21 protein-coding genes are annotated in these 24,897 nt (G+C 61.9%); 12 read left to right on the top strand and 9 right to left on the bottom strand.

Going from position 1 to position 24,897, the window contains the following annotated elements; all coding sequences use genetic code 11:
* Nucleotides 1-295: 295 nt before the first annotated feature.
* The 8 genes from pabB (at nucleotide 296) to DL86_RS17605 (ending at nucleotide 7,767) form a co-directional block, all read left to right on the top strand.
* Complete coding sequence (pabB, locus tag DL86_RS17645; protein WP_036264332.1) at nucleotides 296-1,660, top strand: aminodeoxychorismate synthase component I; 1,365 nt, start codon at nucleotides 296-298, stop codon at nucleotides 1,658-1,660.
* Nucleotides 1,657-2,220 (top strand): anthranilate synthase component II, encoded by a 564-nt coding sequence (locus DL86_RS17640; RefSeq protein WP_036264329.1) that lies wholly within the window; start codon nucleotides 1,657-1,659, stop codon nucleotides 2,218-2,220. The genes pabB and DL86_RS17640 overlap by 4 nt, the downstream gene beginning before the upstream one ends.
* The gene (locus DL86_RS17635) at nucleotides 2,217-3,059 is read left to right on the top strand and encodes an aminotransferase class IV (protein WP_051953709.1); all 843 of its coding nucleotides are present in this window, start codon (nucleotides 2,217-2,219) and stop codon (nucleotides 3,057-3,059) included. Before DL86_RS17640 ends, DL86_RS17635 begins: the two co-directional genes overlap by 4 nt.
* 279 nt (nucleotides 3,060-3,338) lie before the next feature.
* Nucleotides 3,339-4,535, top strand: coding sequence for a (5-formylfuran-3-yl)methyl phosphate synthase (locus DL86_RS17625; protein WP_036264324.1), 1,197 nt, complete (start codon nucleotides 3,339-3,341; stop codon nucleotides 4,533-4,535).
* Nucleotides 4,532-5,146 carry an amino acid kinase family protein gene (locus DL86_RS17620; protein WP_036264321.1) on the top strand — a complete coding sequence of 205 codons (615 nt, stop codon included), beginning with the start codon at nucleotides 4,532-4,534 and terminating at the stop codon, nucleotides 5,144-5,146. The genes DL86_RS17625 and DL86_RS17620 overlap by 4 nt, the downstream gene beginning before the upstream one ends.
* 33 nt (nucleotides 5,147-5,179) lie before the next feature.
* On the top strand, nucleotides 5,180-5,728 hold the full coding sequence (locus DL86_RS17615; RefSeq protein WP_036264318.1) for a flavoprotein: 549 nt from the start codon (nucleotides 5,180-5,182) through the stop codon (nucleotides 5,726-5,728).
* Nucleotides 5,725-7,119: a DUF6513 domain-containing protein gene (locus DL86_RS17610; RefSeq protein ID WP_036264316.1), complete on the top strand. Its 1,395-nt coding sequence runs from the start codon at nucleotides 5,725-5,727 to the stop codon at nucleotides 7,117-7,119. The genes DL86_RS17615 and DL86_RS17610 overlap by 4 nt, the downstream gene beginning before the upstream one ends.
* Nucleotides 7,120-7,209: 90 nt before the next feature.
* Nucleotides 7,210-7,767, top strand: coding sequence for a DUF447 domain-containing protein (locus DL86_RS17605; protein ID WP_036264315.1), 558 nt, complete (start codon nucleotides 7,210-7,212; stop codon nucleotides 7,765-7,767).
* Here DL86_RS17605 and DL86_RS17600 read toward each other — a convergent pair.
* Nucleotides 7,752-8,789: a hydantoinase/oxoprolinase family protein gene (locus DL86_RS17600; RefSeq protein WP_036264314.1), complete on the bottom strand. Its 1,038-nt coding sequence runs from the start codon at nucleotides 8,787-8,789 to the stop codon at nucleotides 7,752-7,754. The two genes, DL86_RS17605 and DL86_RS17600, sit on opposite strands and share 16 nt — an antisense overlap.
* A gap of 293 nt (nucleotides 8,790-9,082) precedes the next feature.
* On the opposite strand from DL86_RS17600, the gene DL86_RS17595 reads away from it, so the two are divergent.
* Nucleotides 9,083-9,766, top strand: a complete 684-nt coding sequence (locus DL86_RS17595; RefSeq protein ID WP_342585879.1) for a HisA/HisF-related TIM barrel protein — start codon at nucleotides 9,083-9,085, stop codon at nucleotides 9,764-9,766.
* Between the two features lie 150 nt (nucleotides 9,767-9,916).
* Here DL86_RS17595 and fae read toward each other — a convergent pair whose 3' ends face one another.
* From fae to DL86_RS17560, 7 genes are all read right to left on the bottom strand, one after another.
* Nucleotides 9,917-10,426, bottom strand: coding sequence for a formaldehyde-activating enzyme (fae, locus tag DL86_RS17590; protein WP_036264312.1), 510 nt, complete (start codon nucleotides 10,424-10,426; stop codon nucleotides 9,917-9,919).
* A 138-nt stretch (nucleotides 10,427-10,564) separates the two neighbouring features.
* Complete coding sequence (locus DL86_RS17585; protein ID WP_036264309.1) at nucleotides 10,565-11,413, bottom strand: triphosphoribosyl-dephospho-CoA synthase; 849 nt, start codon at nucleotides 11,411-11,413, stop codon at nucleotides 10,565-10,567.
* Entirely contained in the window at nucleotides 11,410-12,357 is a 948-nt protein-coding gene (locus DL86_RS17580) for a RimK family alpha-L-glutamate ligase (RefSeq protein WP_036264306.1), read from the bottom strand. The genes DL86_RS17585 and DL86_RS17580 overlap by 4 nt, the downstream gene beginning before the upstream one ends.
* Nucleotides 12,341-13,309, bottom strand: coding sequence for a methenyltetrahydromethanopterin cyclohydrolase (mch, locus tag DL86_RS17575; RefSeq protein WP_084573009.1), 969 nt, complete (start codon nucleotides 13,307-13,309; stop codon nucleotides 12,341-12,343). Before mch ends, DL86_RS17580 begins: the two co-directional genes overlap by 17 nt.
* Nucleotides 13,306-14,448: an ATP-grasp domain-containing protein gene (locus tag DL86_RS17570; RefSeq protein ID WP_036264579.1), complete on the bottom strand. Its 1,143-nt coding sequence runs from the start codon at nucleotides 14,446-14,448 to the stop codon at nucleotides 13,306-13,308. The genes mch and DL86_RS17570 overlap by 4 nt, the downstream gene beginning before the upstream one ends.
* Entirely contained in the window at nucleotides 14,435-15,325 is an 891-nt protein-coding gene (locus DL86_RS17565) for an NAD(P)-dependent methylenetetrahydromethanopterin dehydrogenase (protein ID WP_280949004.1), read from the bottom strand. The genes DL86_RS17570 and DL86_RS17565 overlap by 14 nt, the downstream gene beginning before the upstream one ends.
* A gap of 10 nt (nucleotides 15,326-15,335) precedes the next feature.
* A complete protein-coding gene (locus DL86_RS17560) occupies nucleotides 15,336-16,307 on the bottom strand; it encodes a beta-ribofuranosylaminobenzene 5'-phosphate synthase family protein (protein ID WP_036264299.1) in 972 nt (323 codons plus the stop codon).
* A gap of 428 nt (nucleotides 16,308-16,735) precedes the next feature.
* Here DL86_RS17560 and DL86_RS18960 point away from each other — a divergent pair, with 428 nt between their 5' ends.
* Nucleotides 16,736-19,252: a patatin-like phospholipase family protein gene (locus DL86_RS18960; RefSeq protein ID WP_051953707.1), complete on the top strand. Its 2,517-nt coding sequence runs from the start codon at nucleotides 16,736-16,738 to the stop codon at nucleotides 19,250-19,252.
* A gap of 100 nt (nucleotides 19,253-19,352) precedes the next feature.
* Here DL86_RS18960 and DL86_RS17550 read toward each other — a convergent pair whose 3' ends face one another.
* On the bottom strand, nucleotides 19,353-20,558 hold the full coding sequence (locus tag DL86_RS17550; RefSeq protein WP_156964731.1) for a tetratricopeptide repeat protein: 1,206 nt from the start codon (nucleotides 20,556-20,558) through the stop codon (nucleotides 19,353-19,355).
* 488 nt (nucleotides 20,559-21,046) lie between these two features.
* Between DL86_RS17550 and DL86_RS17545 the strand changes: the two genes are divergently transcribed.
* Entirely contained in the window at nucleotides 21,047-22,171 is a 1,125-nt protein-coding gene (locus tag DL86_RS17545) for a DUF4331 family protein (RefSeq protein WP_051953704.1), read from the top strand.
* A 170-nt stretch (nucleotides 22,172-22,341) separates the two neighbouring features.
* Nucleotides 22,342-24,888, top strand: coding sequence for a hypothetical protein (locus tag DL86_RS17540; RefSeq protein WP_036264297.1), 2,547 nt, complete (start codon nucleotides 22,342-22,344; stop codon nucleotides 24,886-24,888).
* The last annotated feature ends 9 nt before the right edge of the window (nucleotides 24,889-24,897 follow it).

The raw sequence follows: 24,897 nt of genomic DNA, 5'->3' as shown, positions 1-24,897 counted from the left end.
CGGCGGCTCGTCCGGCCGCGCCGCCTAAGCCTGCGGAGCCAAAGACTCCCGCGCCAGCGCCGAAGGACTCGCCGGCGCCGGACGCTCCCAAACCGCCCGAGCCAACCAAGCAAGCGGGCGCAGATTAGCCGGGGGCTGGGAGCAAGCCTCGGATCCTGGACATGCAGGGGCTCCGGCTCAGCCCGCGGGGATTCAATGGTCCGTCACGGTGGTCCAAAGGCCGTGTCCCGCAAGCAACGCGATAAAGAACGTGGAGGTTCTCGACAAGGTTGGATCACGTTTCAGAGGCAGGTCAATGCATGTCATCGAAATCAATTCTTGCGATCCAGCCGACGCGGCGCATGCGCTCAGCCATCTCCCGTTCCTGACCTTTCTCGACAGCGCGATGGCCGATCCAAATCTCGGCCGCTACAGTTTTATCGCAGCCGATCCATTCGCGCGGGTCAAGGGACGCGAAACCGATCGCGACTGGATCTCGCGGTTGAAATCCGTCCTGGCGGAGCATCAATTGCCTTCCGCGCCTGGCCTGCCGCCGTTTCAGGGCGGAGCGGCGGGGCTGTTTTCCTATGAACTTGGCCGCAGTCTGGAGCGGCTGCCAAAGCCCGCTTTGGACGATCTCGCCTTTCCCGATCTTTCTCTTGGGCTCTTTGACGTGGTCGTCGCGTTCGACCGCGTCGAGCGCCGCGCTTGGATTCTTTCGACCGGGCTTCCTGAAAAGGAGCCGGCGGCGCGCGAGCGCCGCGCGATCGAGCGCGGGCAGTGGTTCGAAGCGGAGCTCAAGCGTCCCGCCGCTTCGCGAGGAATGGGACAGCTTTCCCTTGAAGGCTGGACCAGCAATTTCACCCGGGAGGGCTATGAGCGCGCGGTCAGCGAAGTCATCGAGCGCATCCTCGCGGGCGACATCTTCCAGGCAAATCTGTCGCAGCGATTCGAAGCCGCGGCGCCGCCGGATTTCGATCATTTCGGATTTTACCGGCGGTTGCGCAAGGTCAATCCCGCTCCTTTCGCCGCCTATCTCGACCACGCCGATTTCGTCATCGCCTCGGCCTCGCCCGAGCGGTTCTTGAAGGTCGTTGGCGATCGCGTCGAGACGCGGCCGATCAAGGGCACGCGGCCCCGCTTCGCCGATGGGGTTCTCGACAGCCTGCAAGGGCAGGCGCTGAAAGAAAGCCGCAAGGATCGCGCCGAGAATGTCATGATCGTCGATCTGCTGCGCAACGATCTTTCGAAAGTGTGCCTGCCCGGCTCGGTGCAGGTTCCGCAGCTTTGCGGCCTCGAGTCCTTCGCCACCGTCCATCATCTTGTCTCCTCTGTCGTCGGGCGTCTGCGCGAGGGGGAGAGGGCCGTCGATGTCCTGGCCGCGGCCTTTCCCGGCGGCTCCATTACCGGCGCGCCGAAGGTTCGCGCGATGGAGATCATCTCGGAGCTGGAGGGCCATGCGCGCGGCCCTTATTGCGGCGCCATCGGCTATCTCGGATTCAATGGAACGATGGATTTGAACATCGTCATCCGCACCGCGAGCTTTCGCGGCGGCGCTTGCGTCGTGCAGGCCGGCGGGGGAATCGTCACGGCATCCGATCCCGCGGCCGAATATGAAGAAACGCTCGACAAGGCGCGGCGGATCTTCGAGGCCTTCGGCGCCACCGAGTTGGCCCGATGATCCTCGTCATCGACAATTACGATTCGTTTGTTCACACGATCGCCAATTATTTGCGCGAACTCGGCGCGACGCCCGTGGTGGTGCGCAATGACGCGGCCCTGCCGCGCGAGAGCCCGCAAGCCATCGTGATTTCGCCCGGACCCTGCACGCCCAACGAGGCGGGAGCATCCAATCAGCTTGTGCGCGAATATTCCGGCCGCGCGCCGATCCTCGGCATTTGCCTTGGCCATCAATGCATCGGCCAGGTTTTCGGCGGGCGCGTCGTGCGCGCCGCGCGCCCGATGCATGGCGAGGCGAGCCTGGTGCGGCACGAGGCTTCCGGCATTCTCCAAGGCCTGCCAAATCCGTTGAGCGTCGGCCGGTATCATTCGTTGATCGTCGAGCTTGACGAGGATCAACGCCAACTCGCCGCGACGGCATGGTCTCCGGAGGGCGAGATCATGGCTTTGCAACATCGCGAACATCCAACTTTCGGCGTTCAGTTTCATCCTGAATCGATCCTCACCGAGCAAGGGCATCGCTTGCTGCAAAATTTCCTGGGGTTCATTGGGCGGCAATGATGCGGGCGTGGCTGGGCGGAAAGCTTTGCGCGCCGGAGGAAGCGCATGTTGCGATCGCCGATCGCGGCTTCCTGCTCGGCGACGGCGTGTTCGAGACGATGCGGGTGCGGAACGGCCGGGCCTTCGATCTTGACGCGCATCTGGAGCGGCTAGCATCCGGCTTGAAGGTTCTGGATTTCGCGCAGGCGGTCGATCTCGGCAGGCTTCGGGCGGATGTCGCCTCCTATCTTTCGGCCGAGGCGGCAGACAGCGCCATTCTCCGGGTCACGGTGACCCGCGGCGCGGGTCCGCGCGGCCTCGCCCCGCCCGGCGCTCCGCATCCAACCCTTCTAATGACGCTGGCGCCGATGCCGGCGCCGCGCGACTCTCCGCTTTCGCTCCATATCGCGAGGAGGACCCGGCGCAACGAGTTCTCGCCGGTCTCGCGCATCAAGGCGCTGCCCTATCTCGACAATCTGATCGCCCTTGAGGAAGCGCGGGCGCATGGCGCCGATGAGGCCTTGATGCTCAATACGCGCGGCGCGGTCGCCTGCGCGACCATCGCCAACCTTTTCCTTATTCGCGAGGGACGTTTGGAAACGCCGCCGGTTTCCGATGGCGCATTGCCTGGCGCCATGCGAGCGCTCGCGCTCTCCTTGGCGAACCAGGTTGGGTTGACGCCGGTGGAGGCTTCGCTCGAGGAAGCAGATATAGCCGCGGCGGATGAGGTTTTTCTCACCAACAGCGTCCGCGGCGCCGCTGCGGCGGGGTCCTGCAATGGCGCGCCGCTGCGCCGGCGGGCCGGCGGCGCGCTGGAGCGGCTGCGCGGGCTGATCGCCGCCCGGATCGAGGAAACATGAACGCGCCCGCCGCTTTGGCGCAATTGCAATTGCGGCCCCAAGCCTATATTTATCGCCAAAATATATCAGCGGCTTTGAGCATCGGCGCGGGTTTATGCGCCGGAGCGCGGCGATTCCAAAGGCAAGTCATCAAAAGCCTCTTTCGCGCCGCCCCACATTCGCGGCGCGGCGGTCGTTGCGCTTGCGCCGCCTTCGCCCGGATGCTTGCGTCCGCAACGCCTGAGTTCGGCTGATCGGGCGCCTGACCCTTTCGCCAACGCCACCCAAGGATGCGCCATAATGGCTTTGATGCTCGCGAGTGTAACCAACCCTGCCGAGGCGGAAGCGGTTTGGGCCGGCGGCGCCGACATCATCGATCTGAAAGATCCGGCGAAGGGAGCGCTTGGCGCGCTCGACCCCCGCCTCGTCGCCGATATTGTCCGCGCGGTCGGCAAACGCCGGCGGGTCAGCGCGACGGCCGGCGACCGGTTCGCATCGCCGGAGGCGGCGGTCGAGGCGGTCGCGACAATCGCCGCGACTGGGGTCGACTATGTCAAGGTCGGCTTTCCATCGGACAAAGGCGGAGCCGAGTGCATTCGCGCGTTGGACCTCCTTGCGGGCGAAGTGAAGCTCGTCGGCGTTCTTTTCGCAGATCGCGCGCCTGACCTCGATCTCGTGCGGCTGATGGCCAAGCATGGCTTCATGGGCGCCATGCTCGATACGGCGACAAAAGGCGAGAGGCGTCTTCTCGATCATATGGATGTCGCCGCGCTGGCCGGCTTTCTCGATCGCTGCCGGGAGGCTGGACTGATCTCGGGCCTCGCTGGGTCGCTGGAGGCGCCCGACGTGCCGCGGCTGCTTCCGCTGCAGCCGAATTATCTCGGATTTCGCGGGTCCTTGTGCCTCGGCCGCTCGCGTGAGGCCGGGATCGACGCGGCCTCGGTGCGGATGATCCGGGATCTTATTCCGCAGGAAGCCGACAGCCAGGCGGCCCCCGGCGAGCCGCGGGTCGATTGGCGCTTTTTGGGACGCGGCTATACCGCAACGCAAGAGCGTTCGACCGAGACCGATAGAGTCTTCGTGCATGATCTCGTCATGCCATGCTCCATCGGCGCCTATGATTTCGAACGCGGCCTGCAACAGAATGTGCGGTTCAACGTCGACGTCGATGTCCGGCGCAATCAGCATCACTCCGACGATATGCGCGATATTTTTTCCTATGACCTCATCGTCGACGCGATCAAGATCATCCTAGGCCGGGGCCATGTCGAATTGATCGAAACCCTGGCGAGGGAACTCGCGGATTCGGTTCTGCGGCACCCGAGCGTCTTGCGGATTTGCGTGCGCATCGAAAAGCTCGACGTGATTTGCGGCAAGGTTGGCGTCGAGATCAAACGCGAGCGGGCGATTGAAGCGGGCGCTGTCGATCAGCTTTTTCCGAGCCTGTCGGAAGCGGCTGGCGGCGTGAGAAATCCGAGAGGTCCGAGAAATCATTGAGCGCCGCCATCGTCAAATTCGGCGGCAGCCTCGCGCATTCGCCGCAACGCGAAGCCTGGCTCAAAGCGCTGCTCTCCTGGGGGGGGCCCTTTATCCTCGTTCCAGGCGGCGGCCCTTTCGCGATTGGCGTGCGTTGCGCCCAAGAGGCGATCGGATTTGACGACGTCGCGGCCCATCGCATGGCGCTTCTGGCGATGGAGCAATTCGCCATCGCGCTCGGCGCGCATTCGGATGCATTCGCTTTGGCGGCCTCCCGCTGCGAAATGGACGACGCATTGAACGCTGGAAAAATTCCGATCTGGTTGCCATCCGAGATGGTGCTTGGCGCTTTGGAAGTGCCCGCCTCCTGGGAGGCGACCTCGGATTCGCTCGCGGCCTGGCTCGCCGGAGTCTATGGGGCGCGCCGCCTTCTCCTCATCAAATCGCGCGATGCGATCGGCGGAGCGTCCGCCCGGGAACTCGCCGCCGAGCAAATTGTCGATCCGCTGTTCCCGCATTTCGCCGCGCAGAGCAAAGCCGAGGTCTGGCTCGCCGGTCCGGCGTCGCTTGCCGGCGCCGCGGAGATCTTGCAGCGTGGCGGCATGCCGGGCGCGGGCGTTGCGCTTCCTTAGAGTCTATCGGAGCCTTTTAAGATTGGTGCGAGCATGAGCAATGTCGTCACCCCGCGCTGGGGCTGGGCGCTGACCGGGTCCGGTCATTTCTTTAACGAATGCCTGGATCTCGTGCGCGAGTTGGAGAATGTCGACGTCTTCGTCAGCAAGGCGGCGGCGGAAGTGCTGCGCATGTATAAGCAGAAACTCGACCTGCCGAAATCAGCCCGCGTTTTCAGCGACACCGCCGCGAGTTCGCCGCAGGTCGGCTATTTCTATCATGGCGTCTACCATACGCTCGTCGTCGCGCCCGCGACGTCGAACAGCGTCGCCAAATTCGTCTATGGAATTTCCGACAATCTCGCCAGTAATGTTTTCGCCCAGGCTGGCAAGTGCCGCGTCCCAACCATTGTTTTCGCGTGCGACACCGCGCCGGAGCTCGAAACGCGTTCCCCCAAGGGAATGGTGAAGGTGTTTCCGCGCAAGATCGACCTCGAGAATTTCGAGAAGCTCAAAAGCTTTGATGAGACAAGCGTGGCCGAGAGCCTGAGCGACCTGAAAGAGTTTATCGCCCGCCGCCGGAGCGAATTGCCGGCGCCATGAGCGAGCGCTTTCTGTTCCTCACCGGTCATCTCGCCTATCCGCGCCTCGACAGGCTGTTGCGGTCCTTGGGCGAGACCCCTTTCAGCTGGGAGGTTTGCGATATCGGCGTCAAAGTCGCCGCCTTGATGACGGAAGCGATCATCCTGCGCCGCTTGCCGCGGCCCGTTGGAGCGGACCGCATCATTCTGCCGGGCCGCTGCCGCGCCGATCTCGCCCGGCTCTCGAGCGCGCTCAATGCGCCGGTCATGCGCGGGCCGGATGAATTGAGCGATCTCCCCGCCTATCTCGGGCGGGGTGGGCAGGCCAGGGATTTATCGCGTTACGACATTCGGATTTTCGCCGAGATCATCGATGCTCCCGCGCTGTCGATCGAGGCTTTGCTCGCCCGCGCGGATGGCATGCGCAAGGCCGGCGCCGATGTAATCGATGTCGGTTGTCTGCCCGATACGCCCTTTCCCGGCCTTGAAGACTCCATCCGGGCCTTGAAGTCGGCGGGCCACAGAGTCAGCGTCGATTCCGCCGATCCGGGCGAACTTGCGCGGGGGGCAGGGGCTGGCGCCGATTTTCTCCTGAGCCTTGATGAGAGCAGCCTCGACATCGCCGCCGGCTCTGGAGCAACTCCAATTCTTGTACCCTCGCCGCATGGCGACATCGACTCCCTGGTGCGCGCCGCGCATCTCGCCGAGCAACGCGGGCTTTCCTACATCGTCGATCCCATTCTCGACCCGATTCATTTCGGCTTCGCCGCTTCGCTGGCGCGTTATGTCGAAACCCGGCGCCGCCTTCCTCAAGCTGAGATGATGATGGGCACCGGCAATCTCACCGAATTGACCGAAGCGGATTCGGGCGGCGTCACCGCCGTGCTGATCGGACTTTGTTCGGAGCTGGCGATCCGCAATGTGCTCACCGTCCAGGTCAGTCCGCATACGCGCCGCACGCTCCAGGAGCATGACGCCGCGCGCCGCCTCATGCTGGCGGCCGCCGCAGACGGCGCCACGCCCAAGGGCTATGACGCGGGGCTCCTGCAGCTTCACGATCGCGCGCCCTATCCGTCATCGCGGCGGGAGATCGAGGAGATGGCGGAGGAAGTGCGGGACGCAAGTTTTCGGATTGCGACCGCCGAGGATGGGCTGCATATTTTCAATCGCGAGGGTCACCATGTGGCGCGCGACGCCTTTTCATTATTTCCCAAACTTGGCGTCGAGGCGGATGGCGCCCATGCCTTCTATCTCGGCGCCGAGCTCGCCAAGGCCGAGATCGCCTTTGCGCTCGGCAAGCGCTACGCGCAGGACGAGCCGCTCGACTGGGGCTGTGGAGCCGATCGGCCTGAAGAAGATAAGAACCGTCTGCGCGAAGCGGGCCACACGCTGCGCGGCAAGGTCCGTGAGTGATCGGCGACGCAACGCTCCGTTGGAGCAAGGCCGGGAGCTTCATTGCAAAGGAAGCATACGGAGATTGGCTCTGGATAGGGCGAAGCGGCGATGATCCGCGAAACCATCGTCACCACCATCGATGCGTCGGGTAGAGCGCATCTCGCCCCCCTCGGCCTCATCGAGGAGGCGGAGGGATGGGTCCTCGCGCCGTTTCGTCCCTCGACGACGCTGGACAATCTCTTGAGCGTTCCATTTGCGACCGCCAATTACAGCGATGATCCGCGTATTTTCGCGGGCCTCGTCACCGGTCGGCGCGACTGGCCGCTTATCCCGGCGGTCAAGGCGCCTCCGCCGCGTCTGGCCGCGGCTCTCGCCCATGCCGAACTCGCCGTGGTCCGCGTTGATGAGCATCCGGAGCGTCCGCGCTTCCATTGCAAGGTTCTGCATATGGAAAGCCATGCGCCTTTCGAAGGGTTCAATCGCGCCCGCAATGCGGTCCTCGAATGCGCCATCCTGATTACGCGTTTGCATATGCTGCCGCGCGAGAAGGTCGATCATGAAATCGCCTATCTGGCCATCGCGATCGAGAAGACGGCGGGGCCGGCAGAGCGCGAGGCCTGGTCCTGGCTCATGCAGAAACGCCAGTCCTTTTATGCGGAGAATTGAGCCGCCGCCACAAGCGCTGCGGCGCAGGCCGGCGCGCAATCGCAGGCTTTGCTCCGCGCCTCCGGGAGGGCCTCGATCAATTCGTCGAAAGCAACGAAGGGCCGCTCAAATCGATGCGCGATTTGGCGGATGACGCCGCGTCCGACGCCGGCGCCGACAATGGGGGCGCCGGCGTCAAGAATGCTGCGCGACAGAACAAGAGCGGCGGCGTCCATGATCTCGCGCAATTGCGCTTCGGCGAAAAAACGCGCCAGCCTGTCCCATGCGGCGGCGTCAGCCTCGCAACTGTCGCGTCCGATCATCCGGGCCAGCCGCGCGCGGGAAGCCGCCGCCGTTTTCTCGCGGCCGTCGGCCGTGTCGGTCAAATCGGCGCCCGCAGGCAATTGCCCAAGAATGCGATGGACGTCCGCCATATCGGCGAACCATTCATTCATCAACGGCGTCCATTGCCCAGCGAACGGAACGAGCTTCGGACCAGCCATCAGGAATGTTCGCACGAGGCCGGTATAGACCAGTTCGCCATGGCCGAGCCGAGCCGCGTCGGCATAGCCCAGCGCGGCGGGCCGGCTTCCGGCAATGGGAATGATGTCTGTCGTGCTCGAGCCCATGTCGATGAAGAGGGCCTGGGGCGCGCGATGGCCGCTCAGCGCCGCGCTTGCATGCCAATTGGCGGATGCGATGTCGGATGCATGAGCCGCGATTTCGGGCGCGCCGACAAAGCCCGAACGCCCGGCGTAAAACCACACGGCGCCGGGCGCCAGCAAACGCTCCGCTGCGCCGGCGAGCCCAACGACGCCCTCTTCGCGGGTTGCGAAGGCGTCGCATAATTCACCTGTCATCGTGATCGCGTTGAGGGGAGCTCGACCGACGATCGCTTGCGCCTGCGCAAAAGCGCAATCAAGTTCCTCCAGGCCGAGCCAAAGCGGGGAGGGGACTTGCGCGGCATGGGTGATGATTCCGTCTTCCGCGCGGGCGGCTTTGAGATGCGCGCCGCCGATGTCCCATCCGATGATTATTTGCATGTGGAGAATCCAGCAGACCCTTTTGCTAGAGCATGATGCCGAAAAGTGGAAACCGGTTTTCGGCATCATGCTCTAACTCATTGATGAGAGGCGGATTTAAGGCTTCGGATGGAATCGCGCTGCGATTCCATCCGAAGTCATCCGGCTCTAAGCATAGCATGTGAACAGGCGCCGCTTTTGGGACAGGATCAGGCATTCGAACCGCTAGAGCATTTTCTTAACGCGAACCGGTATCCACTTCGCTCGAAAATGCTCTAGCGCCATGAAGCAGAAACGCGATGGATGTCATACCAGTGATCGATCTGAAACAGGGCGCCGTGGTCCGCGCCCGTCTTGGCCGCCGCGACTCCTATGCGCCAATCGTTACGCCGCTGGCGCAAACAAGCGCGCCCCTCGACGTCGTCTCCGGGCTTTTGAGCGTTCATCCTTTTCACACGCTCTATGTGGCTGACCTCGATGCGATCGAATCGCGCGGCGGGCAGGAACGAAGCCTCGCGGCGCTGAGCGAGGCCTTTCCCGCCGTGACATTTTGGGTCGACGCAGGCGTCAGTCATACGGAGGAAGCGCGTGCATGGCTCGCGCGCCATCCGCGCGCCCATCTTGTTCTTGGAAGCGAAACCCTGCATAGCCTTGCGCCGCTTGAGGACCTTGGCGGCGATGAGCGGATCATTCTCTCGCTCGACTTTTGCGGGCAGAGGTTTCTTGGTCCCGAGGCGCTCTGCGATGCAAAGCATTTGTGGCCACGGCGCGTCATTGTCATGGATCTTGCGCGCGTCGGCGGCGACGCCGGCCCGGATCTCGATCGCCTCGGCGCCCTCAAGCGCCGCGCGCCGGATTCCATGGTCTATGCGGCGGGCGGCCTTCGCGGTCCTTCGGATCTCAGCCGTCTGACGCAAGCAGGCATCCACGGCGTTCTCGTTGCTTCTGCGCTGCACGATGGCCGATTGACCGGCGCGGATCTCGCTACGCGCGCATGACGCTGAGAGGTCGCGGACGTCCTGGACAAGCCAACCGATGCCACAAAGCAAAATACAAGATCCCCGAGGGTAGCTTTTTCAGAGCTTGCGCAGGGACAAAAAGAAAGGGGAGCCAAAGCCCCCCTTGCAATTTTCTATTTTCGACTGCGCTCAATTCGGCGCGAAAGGATGTTTCGCGACATTGCGCTGCGCAACGACATAGGCCGGGGTCGGCTCGCCGTTGATGGCGCGCGAAATCGCTTCCTTCGTGGCCTGATAGTTGAAATCCTGAATCTTCTGGTCGTCGTTGGCGTCCCAATGGATGAAAACGCCGACCGAAATGAACACGTTGTCGGCTTCCTTGAGCGGGATGACGCCGTCGGCGACGCTATCCGCGACAGCCTTGGCGACGCCGCGCTGAGCCGGTCCGAACATCTGAACGGCCTGCTTCGCGTTCTTGATGGTCACTTTGTTGAACAGGACGGTTGCGGGCTTGACGAGGAGGTTCGGAGCCACCACCGCGAGCAGCGTGGTGAAGCCATCCTTGTTATTGGTGAGCGCATTGGCGAATGCGGTCTCCGCAGCGCTGCCGCGCGGTCCGATGAGCAGGTCGATGTGAGCGACTTCGTTGCCGTCTCCGACGAGCGATTCGCCGACGAGGAGCCTGTTTATCTTGGCCATGCTTTAAATCCCCCTTGGGTTTGTTCCAAACTGCTGCCGAACGGGCTCGACAAATGCAGATGATTATCCTTGTTGTCAACACCCGGCGCTCGCCGGGCCGGTTGGCCAGATAGCAGCGGCAAATTTCCGCGGCCGCAGTCAATCATCATTGCGCCGCTTGATCAAGATGCGACTTATTCGATCCGCGAAGACGGTGGCGACGGTGAGATCCGCGCTGGTTCCCGGATTGAGGCCGGAAGCCTTCAGACGTCGGTCGAAGGCCAGGAGATCGGGGAGCGCTTCCGCTGGGTTTAATGTCTTTATAAATCGGTCGCGTATTTGCCGCGCTTCATGTTGAACCTCGGTTGCGGCGCCAAGACCCTTCTTGCGGATGATGTGACTGTCCGGGAAACCCGCCAGAAAAGCAAGATAGAGGCAAACGACGGGCCAGGGCGCGGGCCAGCGCTTCAGCCGCGCGTCGCCGAGCGCCGCCACTCCGAGCCCGAATATGTCCGCGAAATCAGAAACATATTGGTAGGCGATCCGATCTCTCCCGGCAGCCGCTCGCATCGTTTCGAGCAGGGTTGCGTCCGCCGCCGCATGGACGTCGTGGCGGGGCGCCTCGCCAAGGCCGGCGGGCGAGGCGCGACGAATGGCGCGGAAGGCGAATTCGGCGTCCGCCTGCGTCAATTGCGCGAGCGTCTTCGTCACGGCGGAGCGCAAATCATCGCCTTTGCTTGCTGCTGCGGCGAGCGGGGCGCAAAGGAGAATGATGCCGAGATTGGTGTTCATTGCGACCTCCGCCCAGGTCGCCTCGACGGCGCCGAAAATCCGCGCGCCGACCGAGGCCGATGCGTCGCACAATGAAGGCGCGGCGGCCTCGGCGCTGCGAAGAAAATCCTTCGCCGTCATGCCGTGCCCATCGGCAAATATATGCACATTGCCGGGTTTGGGCGCTTCGATCTCGTCGCGGCATGAAGCGATGAACGCTTCCGCGATTTCGTTCACCCCGCCGCCTCCGCCTTGCCCGCGCCAATGTGCGAAAGGAGATGGCGCGCAAGCCTGTCGGCGATCGAGAAAGGCGCGACCTTCTGCAGGCCGCGCCACCCCGGCATGCTGTTCACTTCGAGCACATGGGGAGCATCGCTGGCGTCGCGGATAATGTCGACGCCGGCGAAATCCGCGCCGACAGCCGCCGCCGAGCGCAAGGCGAGATCGATCATTTCGGCGTCCGGCTCGAACCATTCCGGCCGAGCGCCGAGTTTGACATTGGTGATCCAATGGGCGGCATGGCGCGTCATCGCGGCGATGACCTCGCCATGCGACACGAAAAGCCGCATGTCGCGAAAGCCGTTGCGCTCGACGGCCACGAAGCGCTGTAGATAATAAACGCCTTCCACCGCTTCGAACGGGGGAAGATCCTCCGCGCGCCGGATCAGCTTCAAGCCAAATCCCTGTGCGCCGAACAAAGGCTTGAGGACGAGCGGGCCGCGTCCGGCCTCGCGCCGCACGATCTGACGCGCCGCCTGTTCTGACTGGACGGTCCAAGTGGGCGGCGTAGGAATGCCTCGTTGCGCGAGGGCGAAACTCGTCGCCGCCTTGTCGACGCAGAGCTCTACCGTCCGCGCGCTGTTCACCACGGGCACGCCGACCGCGCCAAGGCTGTGCAGGACGCCAAGACGCAGCGTGACGCTCTCAAAACTGCCGGAGCCGATCGCGCGCACGAAGACCGCGTCCGGCAGATCCGCGCCGAAGCCGGGAATGACGAGGCCGCTCGGGCGTCCGGTGTCGAAGCCGCAATTGCCCAGGCGGATCGGCGCGGCAAGCGCGCCGGCCCGCGCGAAAGCCGCGGTCAAATCCCGCGCGTGCCAATCATAGAGATCGACGGCGATGGCGATTTTAGGCGCGCCAGCGGCCCTCGCCGGCGCGCTGACCTTATGAGAAAGAGGCATCGAGCAAAGTTTGATCGACCTGGCCTGCGTGGAAGGTTTCGCCGGTCTCGACGGCGGTGACAATGGCCCGCGCCGGGCTGAACAGCATCGGATCGATCGAGTAAAAGTCACCCTTATAGGCCTTGAACACCTCGGCGAAAGGCCGGCCGTAATCGCGCGAGGTGGTGCTTGGCAGCGCCGCGGCTAAAGCCTTTGCGTCGTCGGAGGGGCCGGTCACGAAAAGATGCGCCTGGCCGCCATAGATGATGGCGTCATTGGTCCGTCCCATGGCCTGAATGAAATCGGGATGCGGCGGGCAAAGCGGCGCGCAGGCGAGGCCATCGACGATGCGCGAGAGCGGGAATTTCAATTCGTGCGTCTTGTGCAAGGCGACTTCAAGCACGCGCGCCACGACCTGAACGCCGCCGGCGAGACTCTGCGTCGGCGCAAAGATGAAAGTGAGGTTTTCAGGTTTGACGCCGCAATCATGCGCGACCTTTTCGACGATTTCGGGGGGAGGGGCGCGGTCGCCTTCGAGGACCAGCGTCGCGCGCTCTGCGCGATCGTGATATTCCAGCTCTGCGAACAGTGGCTCCTTGCGCGCGAGGACCCGGCCGGGACCGGAGCCCAGCGCGAAAAACGCGCTCTTGCCCTCGCCATGCGAGAGCGCCCAGCCGGCATATTGGCTGGCGAGGCAAGCGATCACCGGATCGGTGCTGCGAACCGAAATCTGAAACGGCCATTTTGGATTCGAGCCTGTCGGAGCGAGTTCGACCGTTCCAAGGCCGCCAAGGCAAATTTCAGCGAGGCGCAAGCCGGCTTCGATCCCGCCGCGGGCATTCTTGCCGGCGTCGATAAGCGTCTCGCCCTTCTCGCCTTTGGAGACAGCGACGCGCAATTGAGCGGCCTGCGCGATCAGGCGGTCGACCGCGTGGCCGGTCAGAGTGTTGATGCTGAGTTCGGTAGTGCTCAAGATGCCGCTTCCTTCCCAAGGTGTTCTATTTTGTCGAGGATAAAGGCGGTCCGCTCATCCATGAGCCTACGCGCCCGCGCTGGCTGATCGGCGCGCGCCCTTATCGTGCAAAGAGGATCGTTCAAATGCAAGGCGCTTTGCGCCTTTTGTCGATCGCACGCCCAATCCGGCCAGTCCAGCGCCGGCATCGAGGCGATGGGGCCGCGCGCGTAGGCGATCGCCGCGGCCGCGGCGCCCTCGAATTCCAGCGGGCGTTCCGGCAAGGCGCCGAGGCAGGCATCGAGATGCGCCCGAAACAGCATTCCGTCGCGGTCCTCGAAAATATCGAGCGTCGCGCCCGGCCGGGGATTGATTTCGATTAATGTAAAGTCATCGCCATCGACCAGAAGATCGATGCTGTTCAGGCCGCGAAGGCCGCAGGCGCTGGCGATGGTCCCAGCGAGCGCCGCCAGGCGGGTTTCGAGTTTCGCCGCGAGATCGGCTGGGCGCAGAGCGCCGCCGAAACGAAACGGCTCGTCGGGCGTTGGCGTCGGCCATTGCCGGCTGGCTCCCAGGAACTGCGCCTTTGCTCCATCGGCGAGAAACAGGATCGAGACCGGATCGCCTGGAGCGATGCGCTGAAAATAGATTTTCTCGCCGTCCGCCCGCCATGCCCCCGCTTGCGCGACATGGCCGCCGCCTGAGCCGCCAATGCTCTTGACGAGCCAGTCGGAGCTGGCGGACGGCATTTTGAGGCTGATTTCCGGGTGCGGAATGTCCAAGGCCGCGCAGAGAGCCGCAAGGGCCAGCGGGTCCTTCACGCTCCGCACGGCTTCCGGCCGGTTCCCGAACAGGGTCCAGCGCCGCGCGAGTTCATCAAGGAGGTCGACGCGATCCTCAAAGCCGGCGCCATAGACGAGGCCGGCCGGGTCCGCTTCCTCGGCAAGCGCTTCAAGCGCGGCGATCAAAGCCGCGCTTTCAAAACCGGTTTCGAGGTCCCCGGCGACGAGGCAATTCGCTTCGGCCAGGACGCGCGTGTCCGCGTCGTCGAACAAGTCGGCGACGAGGGGCCGGTAGCCGGCGCGCCGCGCGGCGGCCGCCAGGGCGCGTCCGGAAGACGCCGCGATCAGGATCGCGGCGCCGGATTCAGGCGATTTCACGCGCGAGAGCGAAGGCGTCACGGAAATCGAGGGCGAGATGGGTGGAGGACGTCGCCAAGCGCTGGAACAACCCGGCCTCCGTCTTATATTTCACGTCGCCGATCGCGAGCGGCCCAATGCCGAGAATGCCGCCGGGCAGTTCCGCGCCATAGTCCATGAGCTGAAGACCTTCGACGCCCGCAGGCGGCACCGCATTGACGTCGGCGGCTATAATGAGCGACTTCGCCGAGGCGAGCGCCTCTTTCGACAAGACCTGTTTTCCGGCGGCCGCGGCGCAAAACACGATCTCGGCCCCGACCAGCGCCTCCAGCACTTTCTCAGGGGTGCTTCCATCGATGCCGCGCGACTCGGCGCCAAACCGTTTCTTGATGTCGTCCGCCTTGCCTTGGACGCGCGCGGCGCCGTCATAGCCGGCGAGCGTGACATCGGCCCCTTCCAGCGCCGCGATGACGGCGGAGGCGTAGCCGACGACGCCGGTCGCGCCGAAAATCAGGATTTTCGACTTGGCGAGGCTCCGGCCTTTCTTTTCCTTCAGGATTTTTTCGACGCAAGCGACCATGGCGGCGGCCGTCGTGAAGGAGCCGGCGGGATCGGCGAAGGCGGAAATCTCGAACGGTTTGAGCAAGGTCGCCTTAAGCCGCTCCATCATGTCGAGGGCGAGGCCGGCGTCCTTTCCGGCGAAGAAAACGGTTGTGCGAACGGCGTCTCGCGGCGAACGCGAAAACATGGCGTCCTGAACCAATGGCGTGACTTCGTCGAGCGTGACGCCCGTGTATGGCGTGACGGAATCAAATCCGGCGTCGAGGGCCATATTCACGTCGAAAGGGCTCATGTGCTTCAACGGACTGAGCATGTGCAAAATATTTTTCGTGGCCACGCATTTTCCCCTAGTTGACGGCTGCGAAGGACTCTCCCTTCACGAGGGCGCCGTGATTAAGTCCGTTGCAGATCGCTATGTCTACACCCAAGGTTACGACTTTTTCATGCACGAGATCGCAAAGATGCTGCGCTTCATGCAGGTTGACGGCAAAAGCGAAGCCGGTCGGTCCCCAGGATGATTGGCCAGTTCCTTTCGCGCCATGTCTGCGAAGCTCGCGCATGACTTCGGCCACGGCCGGGCTCGCAAACGGCGCGCCGCCTTGGGCTGGCGCGAAATATTCGCCGACGACGTCTTGAATGCGGGCGATCGCATCGCCGAAGGACGAGAGATCGCGTTCGGCCAAGCCGGGCAGCGCCTTGACCAGAACGAGCCGGCAGATTTCGGCGGCGGCGGCGGCTTTGAACGGCGCAAGCTGAGCAAAGGCTTCGCGTTCGCGCGGCCCATGCACGCCCTCGATTCGCTTGTCGAGCACCAGGATGACGCGCCATTCTTGCGGGAATTCCATGCGGGCGATGACCGGCGGCGTCCGGGTTAGCTCGCCGCGCCCGCCATCGACGATCAACCCGCCGCGGTCGAACAGTCCAGCGCCAATGCCGGAGCGCTCGCCCCGCTGCAGCAGCGCGGCGTCGTCCGGCGCATCGGGGGCGAGGCCTTCGAGGCGCCGCAAGGCGGCGGCGATGGCGAGCGCGAGCTGCGTCCCCGAGCCCAGGCCGGCATGCGCCGGGATCGCGTCGCGCACGATCAGCTTATACGCAGATTGAAGTCCGAAGCGCCGGGCGAGCAGCTCGAGATGGCGCATGGCCCGGTCCCGCTCAACGCCCTCGACCTCCAGCGTCGCCGCGCGGCGAATCGACAGCCGGGTCGCTGGCGCATCGATCGCCAGCCCCAGACTGCCGAAGCGCCGGCCCAGCCCACCATTCAAATCGAGAAAGCCGAGATGAAGACGGGCAGGGGCTGTTACGGTGACGCTATCGAACATGCCCCTCTTTCCAAAATGCTTCATTCCGAGACGTTATTCCAAGACGTATTCCGAGGCCTCAGGCGCCGTCGCTCGCGCCTCAGACGAAAGCGCCAGCCGGAATGACTGGACCGAACCGGGCGGATTAGCGGACTTATATTTTTTGAGAGACGATTTGAATACCGCTAATTGATTCATTGCAGCCTGACTCAGACCATTCTTGGCTAAAATTGAGGCGCGCTTGCGAACGTATCATGAACTTACGTCAAGCTAGCGCGCGCTCGGGTCCTACATTCCGCTGGACCGCATTTGGACTGTGTGCTGTTGTTAAGCGTCAATGCTAGCTCGAGTCCAGCCTAGCCGTCGCCGATCGTTCGAGCGCGGGCGGAGCCAGGGTCCGCATTCGGCGCACGCGACAAAGATAGCGGCGAGTTCGAAGGGGGGAGCTTATGCGCGGCGATCACGATTATGTGGACGCTTGTCAGCCCGACGAGCTTCGGCCGAGGCTTCCGCCAAATTCCGTCACGGCGGCGGAGAACGTCGCGATCAACGAGCGCCGCCAATATATCAGGGACAATAAGGGCAGGGATCGCACCCATGCTCCGTTCACCGGCCTTGCGCTTTCTGGCGGCGGCATCCGGTCGGCGTCTTTCGGGCTTGGGACCTTGCAGGCGCTGCACGCCCACTCCGGCATCGAGGGGATCGACTATCTCTCGACGGTGTCTGGGGGCGGCTATATCGGTTGCGCGATGACCGCCGCGATGCAGTCGACCAAGGGCGATTTTCCCTTTACCAACCCAAAATCTTTCGACGACACCGCCTCGGTCCGCCACATCCGGGACTTCTCCAATTACCTTATTCCCCATGGCCTTTTGGACGTCGCCACAGCGATAGGAATCATCGCGCGCGGCCTCGTCGCCAACGCGCTCATTATCCTGCCGATCTTGTTGTTCTTCGTCTGGATCACGCTTGTTTTCCATCCAACCGTGGATTCGCTGGACGAGCCGAAGTTTCTCATATGGAATCTCGCCGATGGCGTCGCCGCGCTAGGCCTGCCAGCCTCAAAGCCGCTATGGGGGCTGCATGGCTATTGGTTCACCCTCTGCCTTGGCGTGCTGAACGTCGTTTTCCTTATTTTTTGGGCTTTCGCCAAATCGATCTCAACCTCGCATTTTTGGCGGACATGGTTCGCATGGATGCGCAAGCCTGGAGACAGCGCCGAACTGAACGGCGGGCTTGTCGCCGTTTCGAAAGCGCTGTTTTTCGCGACGCTTCTCGCCGTGTGGTTCGAGACGCAGCCTTTCATTCTTCTTGCGCTGACAGAGCGCTTGTCAACGGAAGGCGGCGCCTGTTCTGATTGGGCTTTGTCGAGCGCTTGCTTTGGCGCGTTCTTGGAGACCTTGGTCGTGCGCGTCACCCCCTATCTCGCGTCGATCGGGGCCATTTTCGCCTATTTCTCCAAAAACCTGACCGAGATCATCGCCGCTGCGAAGCGCGCGACGGGCTGGCGGGCCTGGTTCAAGAAAATCGCAGCCAAAGCCGCCTTATGGTTTGCCGCGATCGTCGTCCCATTTTTCCTCTGGCTGTTGTACATCCGGCTGACCTTTATCGGGCTTCGGCCAGCCGATGCTCCGGACTGGCTGCAGGCGCTCGCGGGGCTCGCGCCGCAGGCCATCAATCAGGTTCAGGACCTCGCGCATTGGGCCGGCGAGACGGTCGCGGCGCGACTCTATTTTGTGGCGTTTGGCGTCAGTCTGATCGTCGCGCTGTTTATCAATCCCAATGCGACCTCCCTTCACCGCCTGTATCGCGACCGCCTCAGCAAGGCGTTTCTGTTTGATGCGGAAAAGCGCGACCCGCATGGCGATCTCGAAGCGGCGGAGCCGGAGCTTCACCAGATCGACGTCAAATTATCTCCCTATCCGATCATCAACGCGTCTCTGAACATCGAAGGGTCGCAATACGCCAACAAGCGCGGCCGCAATGCCGACTTTTTCATTTTCAGCCCGGAATACACCGGCAGCGATGCGACGGGCTACGTTGGGACGAAGCGGATCGAGGCGGAGGAGACGGCGCTCGACCTTGGAACGGCGATGGCGATTTCGGGGGCCGCGATCTCGGCCAACATGGGCTCGGCGACCATCAGGCCGCTCACCTTGACGCTTGCGCTCCTGAATATCCGGCTTGGCTATTGGCTGCGCAATCCGAAAGCAGTCGGCGGCGCCCGCGCTTTGCTAAAGCGAATGCCGCAATCGGGGAGCTTTCTCCGGTTCACAAAAATATTGGGGTGGATCACCGAGAAGAGCCCGAGCTTCCTCCTGATCAAGGAAATGTTCAGTTGGATCACCGAGGTCAGCCCGACAGTCTATCTCACCGACGGCGGCAATCTCGAGAATCTCGGTCTCTATTCGCTGATGAAGCGGCGCTGCCAGTTGATTATAGTGATCGACGCCGAGGCCGACCCGACGATGGGCTTCGGCTCGCTTCTAATCCTTGAACGCTATGCGCGCATCGACCTTGGCGCGATCATCGAATTGCCCTGGCAAGCCATCCGCGATGGGAGTTTGAATATCAACAAGGCCTTTGACAAGGCCGATGCGGACGGCTCCGCCATCCCCTGCTTGCGGGGGCCCCATTGCGCCGCCGGCGAGATCCAATATGGGCCAAACGAAAAAGGAATCCTTCTTTACGTCAAGGCGTCGTTGAGTGGCGACGAGGACGATTACCTGCTCGACTACAAGCGGCGTAACCGGGCGTTTCCGCATGAGACGACCGGCGATCAGTTTTTCAGCGAGGAGCAATTGGAAGCCTATCGCGCCCTTGGCTTCCACATCATGAAGGGGCTCTTGACGGGGGATGCGCCGTTTGCGGTGACGCCGCGGCCGGGCGAGAGCGAGGATCAGGCCCGCAAGCGCATACAAGATAGCGTCATCGCGGGTCTCAAGCCTGAACCGCGCCCGATCTGAGTTTAGAGCGGCGCGTGTGTTGGCGCGCCATTATCAACGAAATGACCTTGGCGATCCGCCCGCCATAGGGGGCAGGCGACAGGCGCGACGAGCGGCCTCGTTAGCGTCCCGGCAGTTTTTCGAGCTGGTCCGCCAAATGCTTGAGGCGCACATGCTCCATTCCTGTCTGAGCCAGCAGATCGATAACCGGCTGCGCCGCCGCGCGATCATGGGAGGCAAGGGCGGCTTCGAGCAATATGCGCGCATCCTGCGGTTCGCGCTGGGTCAACCAATTGGCCTTGGCGAGGCGCAATGCCTCTTCTGATTGTCCCAGGAGATACAGGGCAAAGCGCGCTTCATCGCCCTGGGGAGGATTTTCAGCGCGTGACTGGTTCACCCTGAACCGGTCCCGTATCTTGGCAATGACCTCCGGTAGATCGTCGGCTTCAAGTTTCTGCTTGGCCAAGGCGAAGCGCAGCAACAGACTGTCAACGGCCGTCTTATCGGCCAGCAACGCAACTGTTTCCGCGGGCCGCCCTTGGTCCAGAAGAAAATCGGCGTAGGCGGCAAGCAGATAGGCGCTTGGACGCTCCAGCGCGAGCGCGTCCTTGAAAAAGGACTCAGCTTCCGCGTTCTTGCCCATTCGCGCCGCCATTTCCGCCAAGACAGTGAAAGTCCAGAGCCGTTGCTCATTGGATGCTGCGTCGTGGCTTCGTAGAAACGCTTGCAAAAGATCGTAGCTTTCCTGCGCGCGCCCGGTCAAACTATTCACGTCACAAAGGCAAGTCATGGCGAGCAATGGATCGTTGGAATTGGCAAGAGGCAGGCAGCTTAGCCGCGCTTGATCATAGCTTGCGCGCACGCGCAGGATCGCTGCGCGCGTGAGCCAAGCCTGCATGCTGCTCGGGTCCCGCGCCAGAACCTGTTCCAGATCCTGCAATGCGCCATCGAAGTCGTGTCGATTCTGCTTGATGAAGGCGCGGAGCAAAAGCACATTCGACGGCGGCTCGGGCGCTCGCCACCAAGGCGACAGCACCGCTTGAGCATTGCCATAATAGCGCGGATCGGACTCCGCCTTTCCAAGTTTGATGTAGAGCTGGGCGAGCTTGACCGCCCGTTCGACCGTCCGAGGCGTCTTGCGAAGGGCGGCGCGCAATTCGCGCATCTCCTTGTTGACCGGCTCGGCGGACAGCGGCAGCCGCGCCAGCACCTCGTCATCGTCGCGCGGAATGAATGGCTCGGCGAACGCCGCCAGAGGCGAGGCAAGCGCCACGACAAGAGCGATGGCGGCGATCCATTGGAGCAGGCGGCGCGAATCGAAATACAACGTCTCGCCCTTTGCCCATGCTCTGGACGCCTGATCGGGCGTCCCGAATTGCATTCGCGCGGCGTCGCCAGGAAGCGCCCGATTTTCTCCGGGCCCTTGCGCGTTCGTCGGAACAAATTCGGCGTTGAAATAATTACCGTGGAGACGCAGCTGTTTTACGTTGATGTGATCGTGCTCTACTGTTATTTTAGCGGCCTACCGATAGGCAATTATTGTTTATGGATTTTTGCTTCTAACCCGGATGGCGATCGCTCGGTTGTATAGTTCATTGCATATCTAACGTCGAGAATGCCGCCTCATCAGCTCCAGCGCAAGTCGAGACTTCGATTGGATCGCTGCGCGCCAGGTTTGAATGGGAATGTGAGCCGCTGGAGACAGGACGCGCGTTCAAAGGGCTAAGTTATTCGCTTCTGGCGTATTGAGGAAGCGCCAAATTTGTTTGGATCTCGGACGGCGAAGGGGATTCGTCAATCGGAGGGAAGCAATATATGAAACAGCTATTGGCATTATTTGTTCTTCTTGCTGCCGCCTTCGCTTCCTGTTCGAGTCGCGCCTCAGATCATGCCGACCCGATGTTGCTGCCCGAGGACGAGCAGGAAGCAAATCTCACCGGGCTTTTCTTTTTCCCGGAAGGCGACCGGATGATCGCTATTCTGGACGTAAGGAGGTCTCTGATCGGGCCGCCGCCCTATAATTTCGAGCCCTTCGAATTTAATATCCAAATGGACCTTCACAGTCCTGTAACCTTCGGCGATCTCGAGGATCTCGCGCGCTACGGCGGCACGATTGCCGCGCCGGAGACCATAAGTCCCGATGTCACGCTGAAATTCCGCTTGAACAATGACGTGACGGTCAAGGAGCAGTCGTTCAAGGGGCTGAAGGATCCGGAAAACATCAGGGTCTATGTCGGCATCCGCGATGACCCATTTATCTTTCCGAAGTTTTTCAAAGTGAATGTGGTCACGATGGCGATCAGCATTCCAAAGTCATCATTTCCCGACAATCAACAGAACTGGCTGCTTTGGGCGACCAGCCACCGCGTGGCCAACGGAGAACAGATCGATCATGTCGGGCGCTCCAACCGGACGCAGTTGGGACGGTTCGAATTCCTAAACACGATCCCGCCGAGCCAACATGTGGCCGCGATCAAGGAAAGAGCGGAGACGAGAGCCAAGATTCAGGATTTCTTGAAAGACGCAGCGCCGCCGCTCGCCAATCTCAATCAACTCAGCGGCTTTTTGATCCGGCATTACGATTATGTCCCCGATGTCATGGTCTACACTAATCAAAGGCCGGCGGGATTTCCCAACGGACGCCGGCTTCAGGATGACGTCGCGTTGCTGACCTGTCAGCAGGGCGATTGCCCCCTGCAGGAAAACTCCTTCATCGATTCGGACCAATGGCCGCGCGCGACGGTCAATGACAAGCCGTTGCTGGCGGAGTTCCCCTATCTGGCGGAGCCATGGCCTTATAAGCCGCAGGCGCCCGGACCATGGGGGCCCTATGTGGTTCGATATTTGTCGCATCCCGCAGTGATCGCGGGTTTGATTGTCGCCTTGCTGGCGCTGATCGTCGGCATCGTCGTCTTGCGGCGGCGTAGACGAGCGGTTTGATCCTGACGGCCGGGACGAATGGTTAAGTTCGTCCGGAAGCTCTCCAATTGAGCGAAAGCAGGAGAGCAAGAGAAGGGGAGCAGGCGCCGACGACGCGCGGTGGAGCCGACGTCGGAGAACCGTCGCCGGCCACGGCTGTGCGCACGGAACGAAATGAAGGGGAGGATGGCATGGAGATTAAATTATCGAAAATCGCAGTCTTTTTGGCGATCCTGACGATTTCGGCGCTTGCGGGCTTTCCTCGCGCCGGATTGGCGGGACCGGCGATTTTCTGCGGCTCAGGCGCCGGAGAGGTTCTGGATGAAGCCAAATGTGTCGGGCGAACAGCCGAAACCTTGGCGGGTTCGGACGAAGATTATTTTCGCGACATGGATTATGGAGCGACAAAATCTCCCGAGGCCCTGGCCAAGGCTCTCGCCTCCTATGTTCCGGGAATAACGCCGGAGCAGGCCGTCAAAGCCGCGGCGGCGGGCCGGAACAACTGGATTGTCTGGACAGCCGGCAACGACCGGTTCTGGAATGAATTGGGCTACAGAACCTTCGGCAATATCGACTTTTTGAAAACATTGTCGAACCATCCAAGTCTAAAGTTCAGCCGCGCCAATCGCTGGAATTATCTTGGGCTGGTGAATGAGCCCTGTTTCGCCAAGCCAACCGGACCTCGGAAGGACCGATACGGCTTGTGGCTCGACGTCCGCGATCCTGGCTGCGCACCGGACCCGTTCGAAAACGAGGCGAAATATCCGGGCGTCAAGATTGGCGCGCGGGGAAGCAATATTCCGGTCGGCTCTTACTATGGCTATGCGACGGGCATTGTCGGCCTGCGCCTGTTTCCCAACCCGGATTTTGACGAGGAAGCGGCGAAAAACTGGGACCCAGAAAAATTCTACACCGATCCAGACTATTACAACGATCGGAAACTGGTCCGGCCCTATCGGGTTGGCATGTCCTGCGGGTTTTGCCACGTCGGGCCAAACCCGGCGAACCCTCCGCAAGATCCTGAAAACCCCAAATGGGAAAATCTCAATTCGAATCCCGGCGCCCAGTATTTCTGGTGGGACCGCATCTTTACATGGACCGTCGATCAGTCGAGCTTCCCCTATCAGCTGTTCCACACCTCCCGCCCTGGAGCGCTGGACACGTCTTTGGTCTCCAGCGATTATATCGGCAATCCGCGCACGATGAACGCCGTCTACAATCTCGGCGCGCGATTGCAAAACGCCTTGAAGTTCGGCGGCGAGAAATTGGCCGGCGGCGGACTCAACAACAAGCAGCTTAACGACTTCGTGCCGGCGGACTCGCCCCTTAGCAAATTCTTCCGCAAGCCGGACTCGGTCTGGACCCCGCGGGTGCTCAAGGATGGATCCGATTCGGTTGGCGCCTTGGGCTCTCTCAACCGCGTCTTCATCAACATTGGAATGTTTAGCGAAGAGTGGTTGGAGCACTTCAATCCCGTCATCGGCGGCAAGCCGATAACCCCGATCCAGATCGCGGTCGGCCGCGACCATTCCTCTTATTGGCAGGCGACCGAAAACCAGACGCCGGACTTGGCTCTGTTCTTCCTGGCGACCGCCAAGCCCGATTATTTGAAAAACGCTCCCGGCGGCGACGCGTTTCTGACCGCCGACGCGGCGGTCTTGAATCGCGGTAAAGAGATGTTCGGCGAAAGATGCGCCCGTTGCCATTCCAGCAAATTGCCGGAGAAGGCCTATTCGTTCTTCCCCAACAATGGCTGCGTCGGCAAGGATTATCTCAAGTGTTGGAACGCCTATTGGGATTGGACCAAGTCGGACGAGTACAAGAAGGAGATCAAGCCAATCGTCGCCGCGGATGATTTCCTGGCCGATAATTTCCTGTCGACGGAGCTGCGAATTCCGGTGACTTTGCTGGAAACCAATGCGTGCAGCCCACTCGCTACGAATGCAATCGAAGGGAACATTTGGAACGATTTCTCGTCTCAATCCTACAAGGATCTCCCATCGGTCGGGACGATCACGGTGCATCATCCCTTCACCGGGGAGCCGAGGTCCTTTGAGATGCCGGCTGGCGGGCGCGGCTACACGCGTCCGGCCTCGTTGATCAGCCTATGGTCCACCGCGCCATTCCTGCTCAACAATACTGTCGGCCCGTTCGACCCAAGCCCGTCGGTGGCGAGCCGGATGAAATCCTTCGAAGGCTCGATCGAACAGATGCTTTGGCCCGAAAAGCGGACCGGCAATATCGACTATAAGACCGCTTCCGGGAAGATGCTTCGCGGTCAGATCGACCTGACCAACGCAACAAGCTACCTGCGGGCGCCGAAGGGATTTTTGCCTGATTTTCTTCAGCCTTTGGTCGGGCCCTTGAACTTCGTGAAATTCTTCAGCGACGAAGGGGTTGAGATTGGCCCAATTCCGAAAGGCACGCCAATCGCCCTGCTCTCCAACCTCGACCTCGATAAGAGAGAAGGGATCATCGCCAATGTAAAACATAAGGTCCAGATTCTGGACCTATTGCTGAAGATCAAGCGGGATCTCAAGTCGCTGCCCCAATCGGCGACCGACGAAGAGGCGCGCGCGGTCTTTGCCAATGTCGTTAATCCATTGCTGGAAAACAGCAAGTGCCCGGACTTCATTGTCAACCGCGGGCATTATTTCGGCACCGACTTTTTCAAGGAAGAGCCTGGCCTGAGCGACGATGACAAACGGGCCTTGATCGCCTTTTTGAAGACAATGTGAGCGCGCGGG

Source organism: Methylocapsa aurea (genome assembly GCF_000746085.1).
GTDB classification, from domain to species: domain Bacteria; phylum Pseudomonadota; class Alphaproteobacteria; order Rhizobiales; family Beijerinckiaceae; genus Methylocapsa; species Methylocapsa aurea.
The sequence above is the reverse complement of the archived record's forward strand: the minus strand, read 5'-3'. Positions and strand labels throughout refer to the sequence as shown.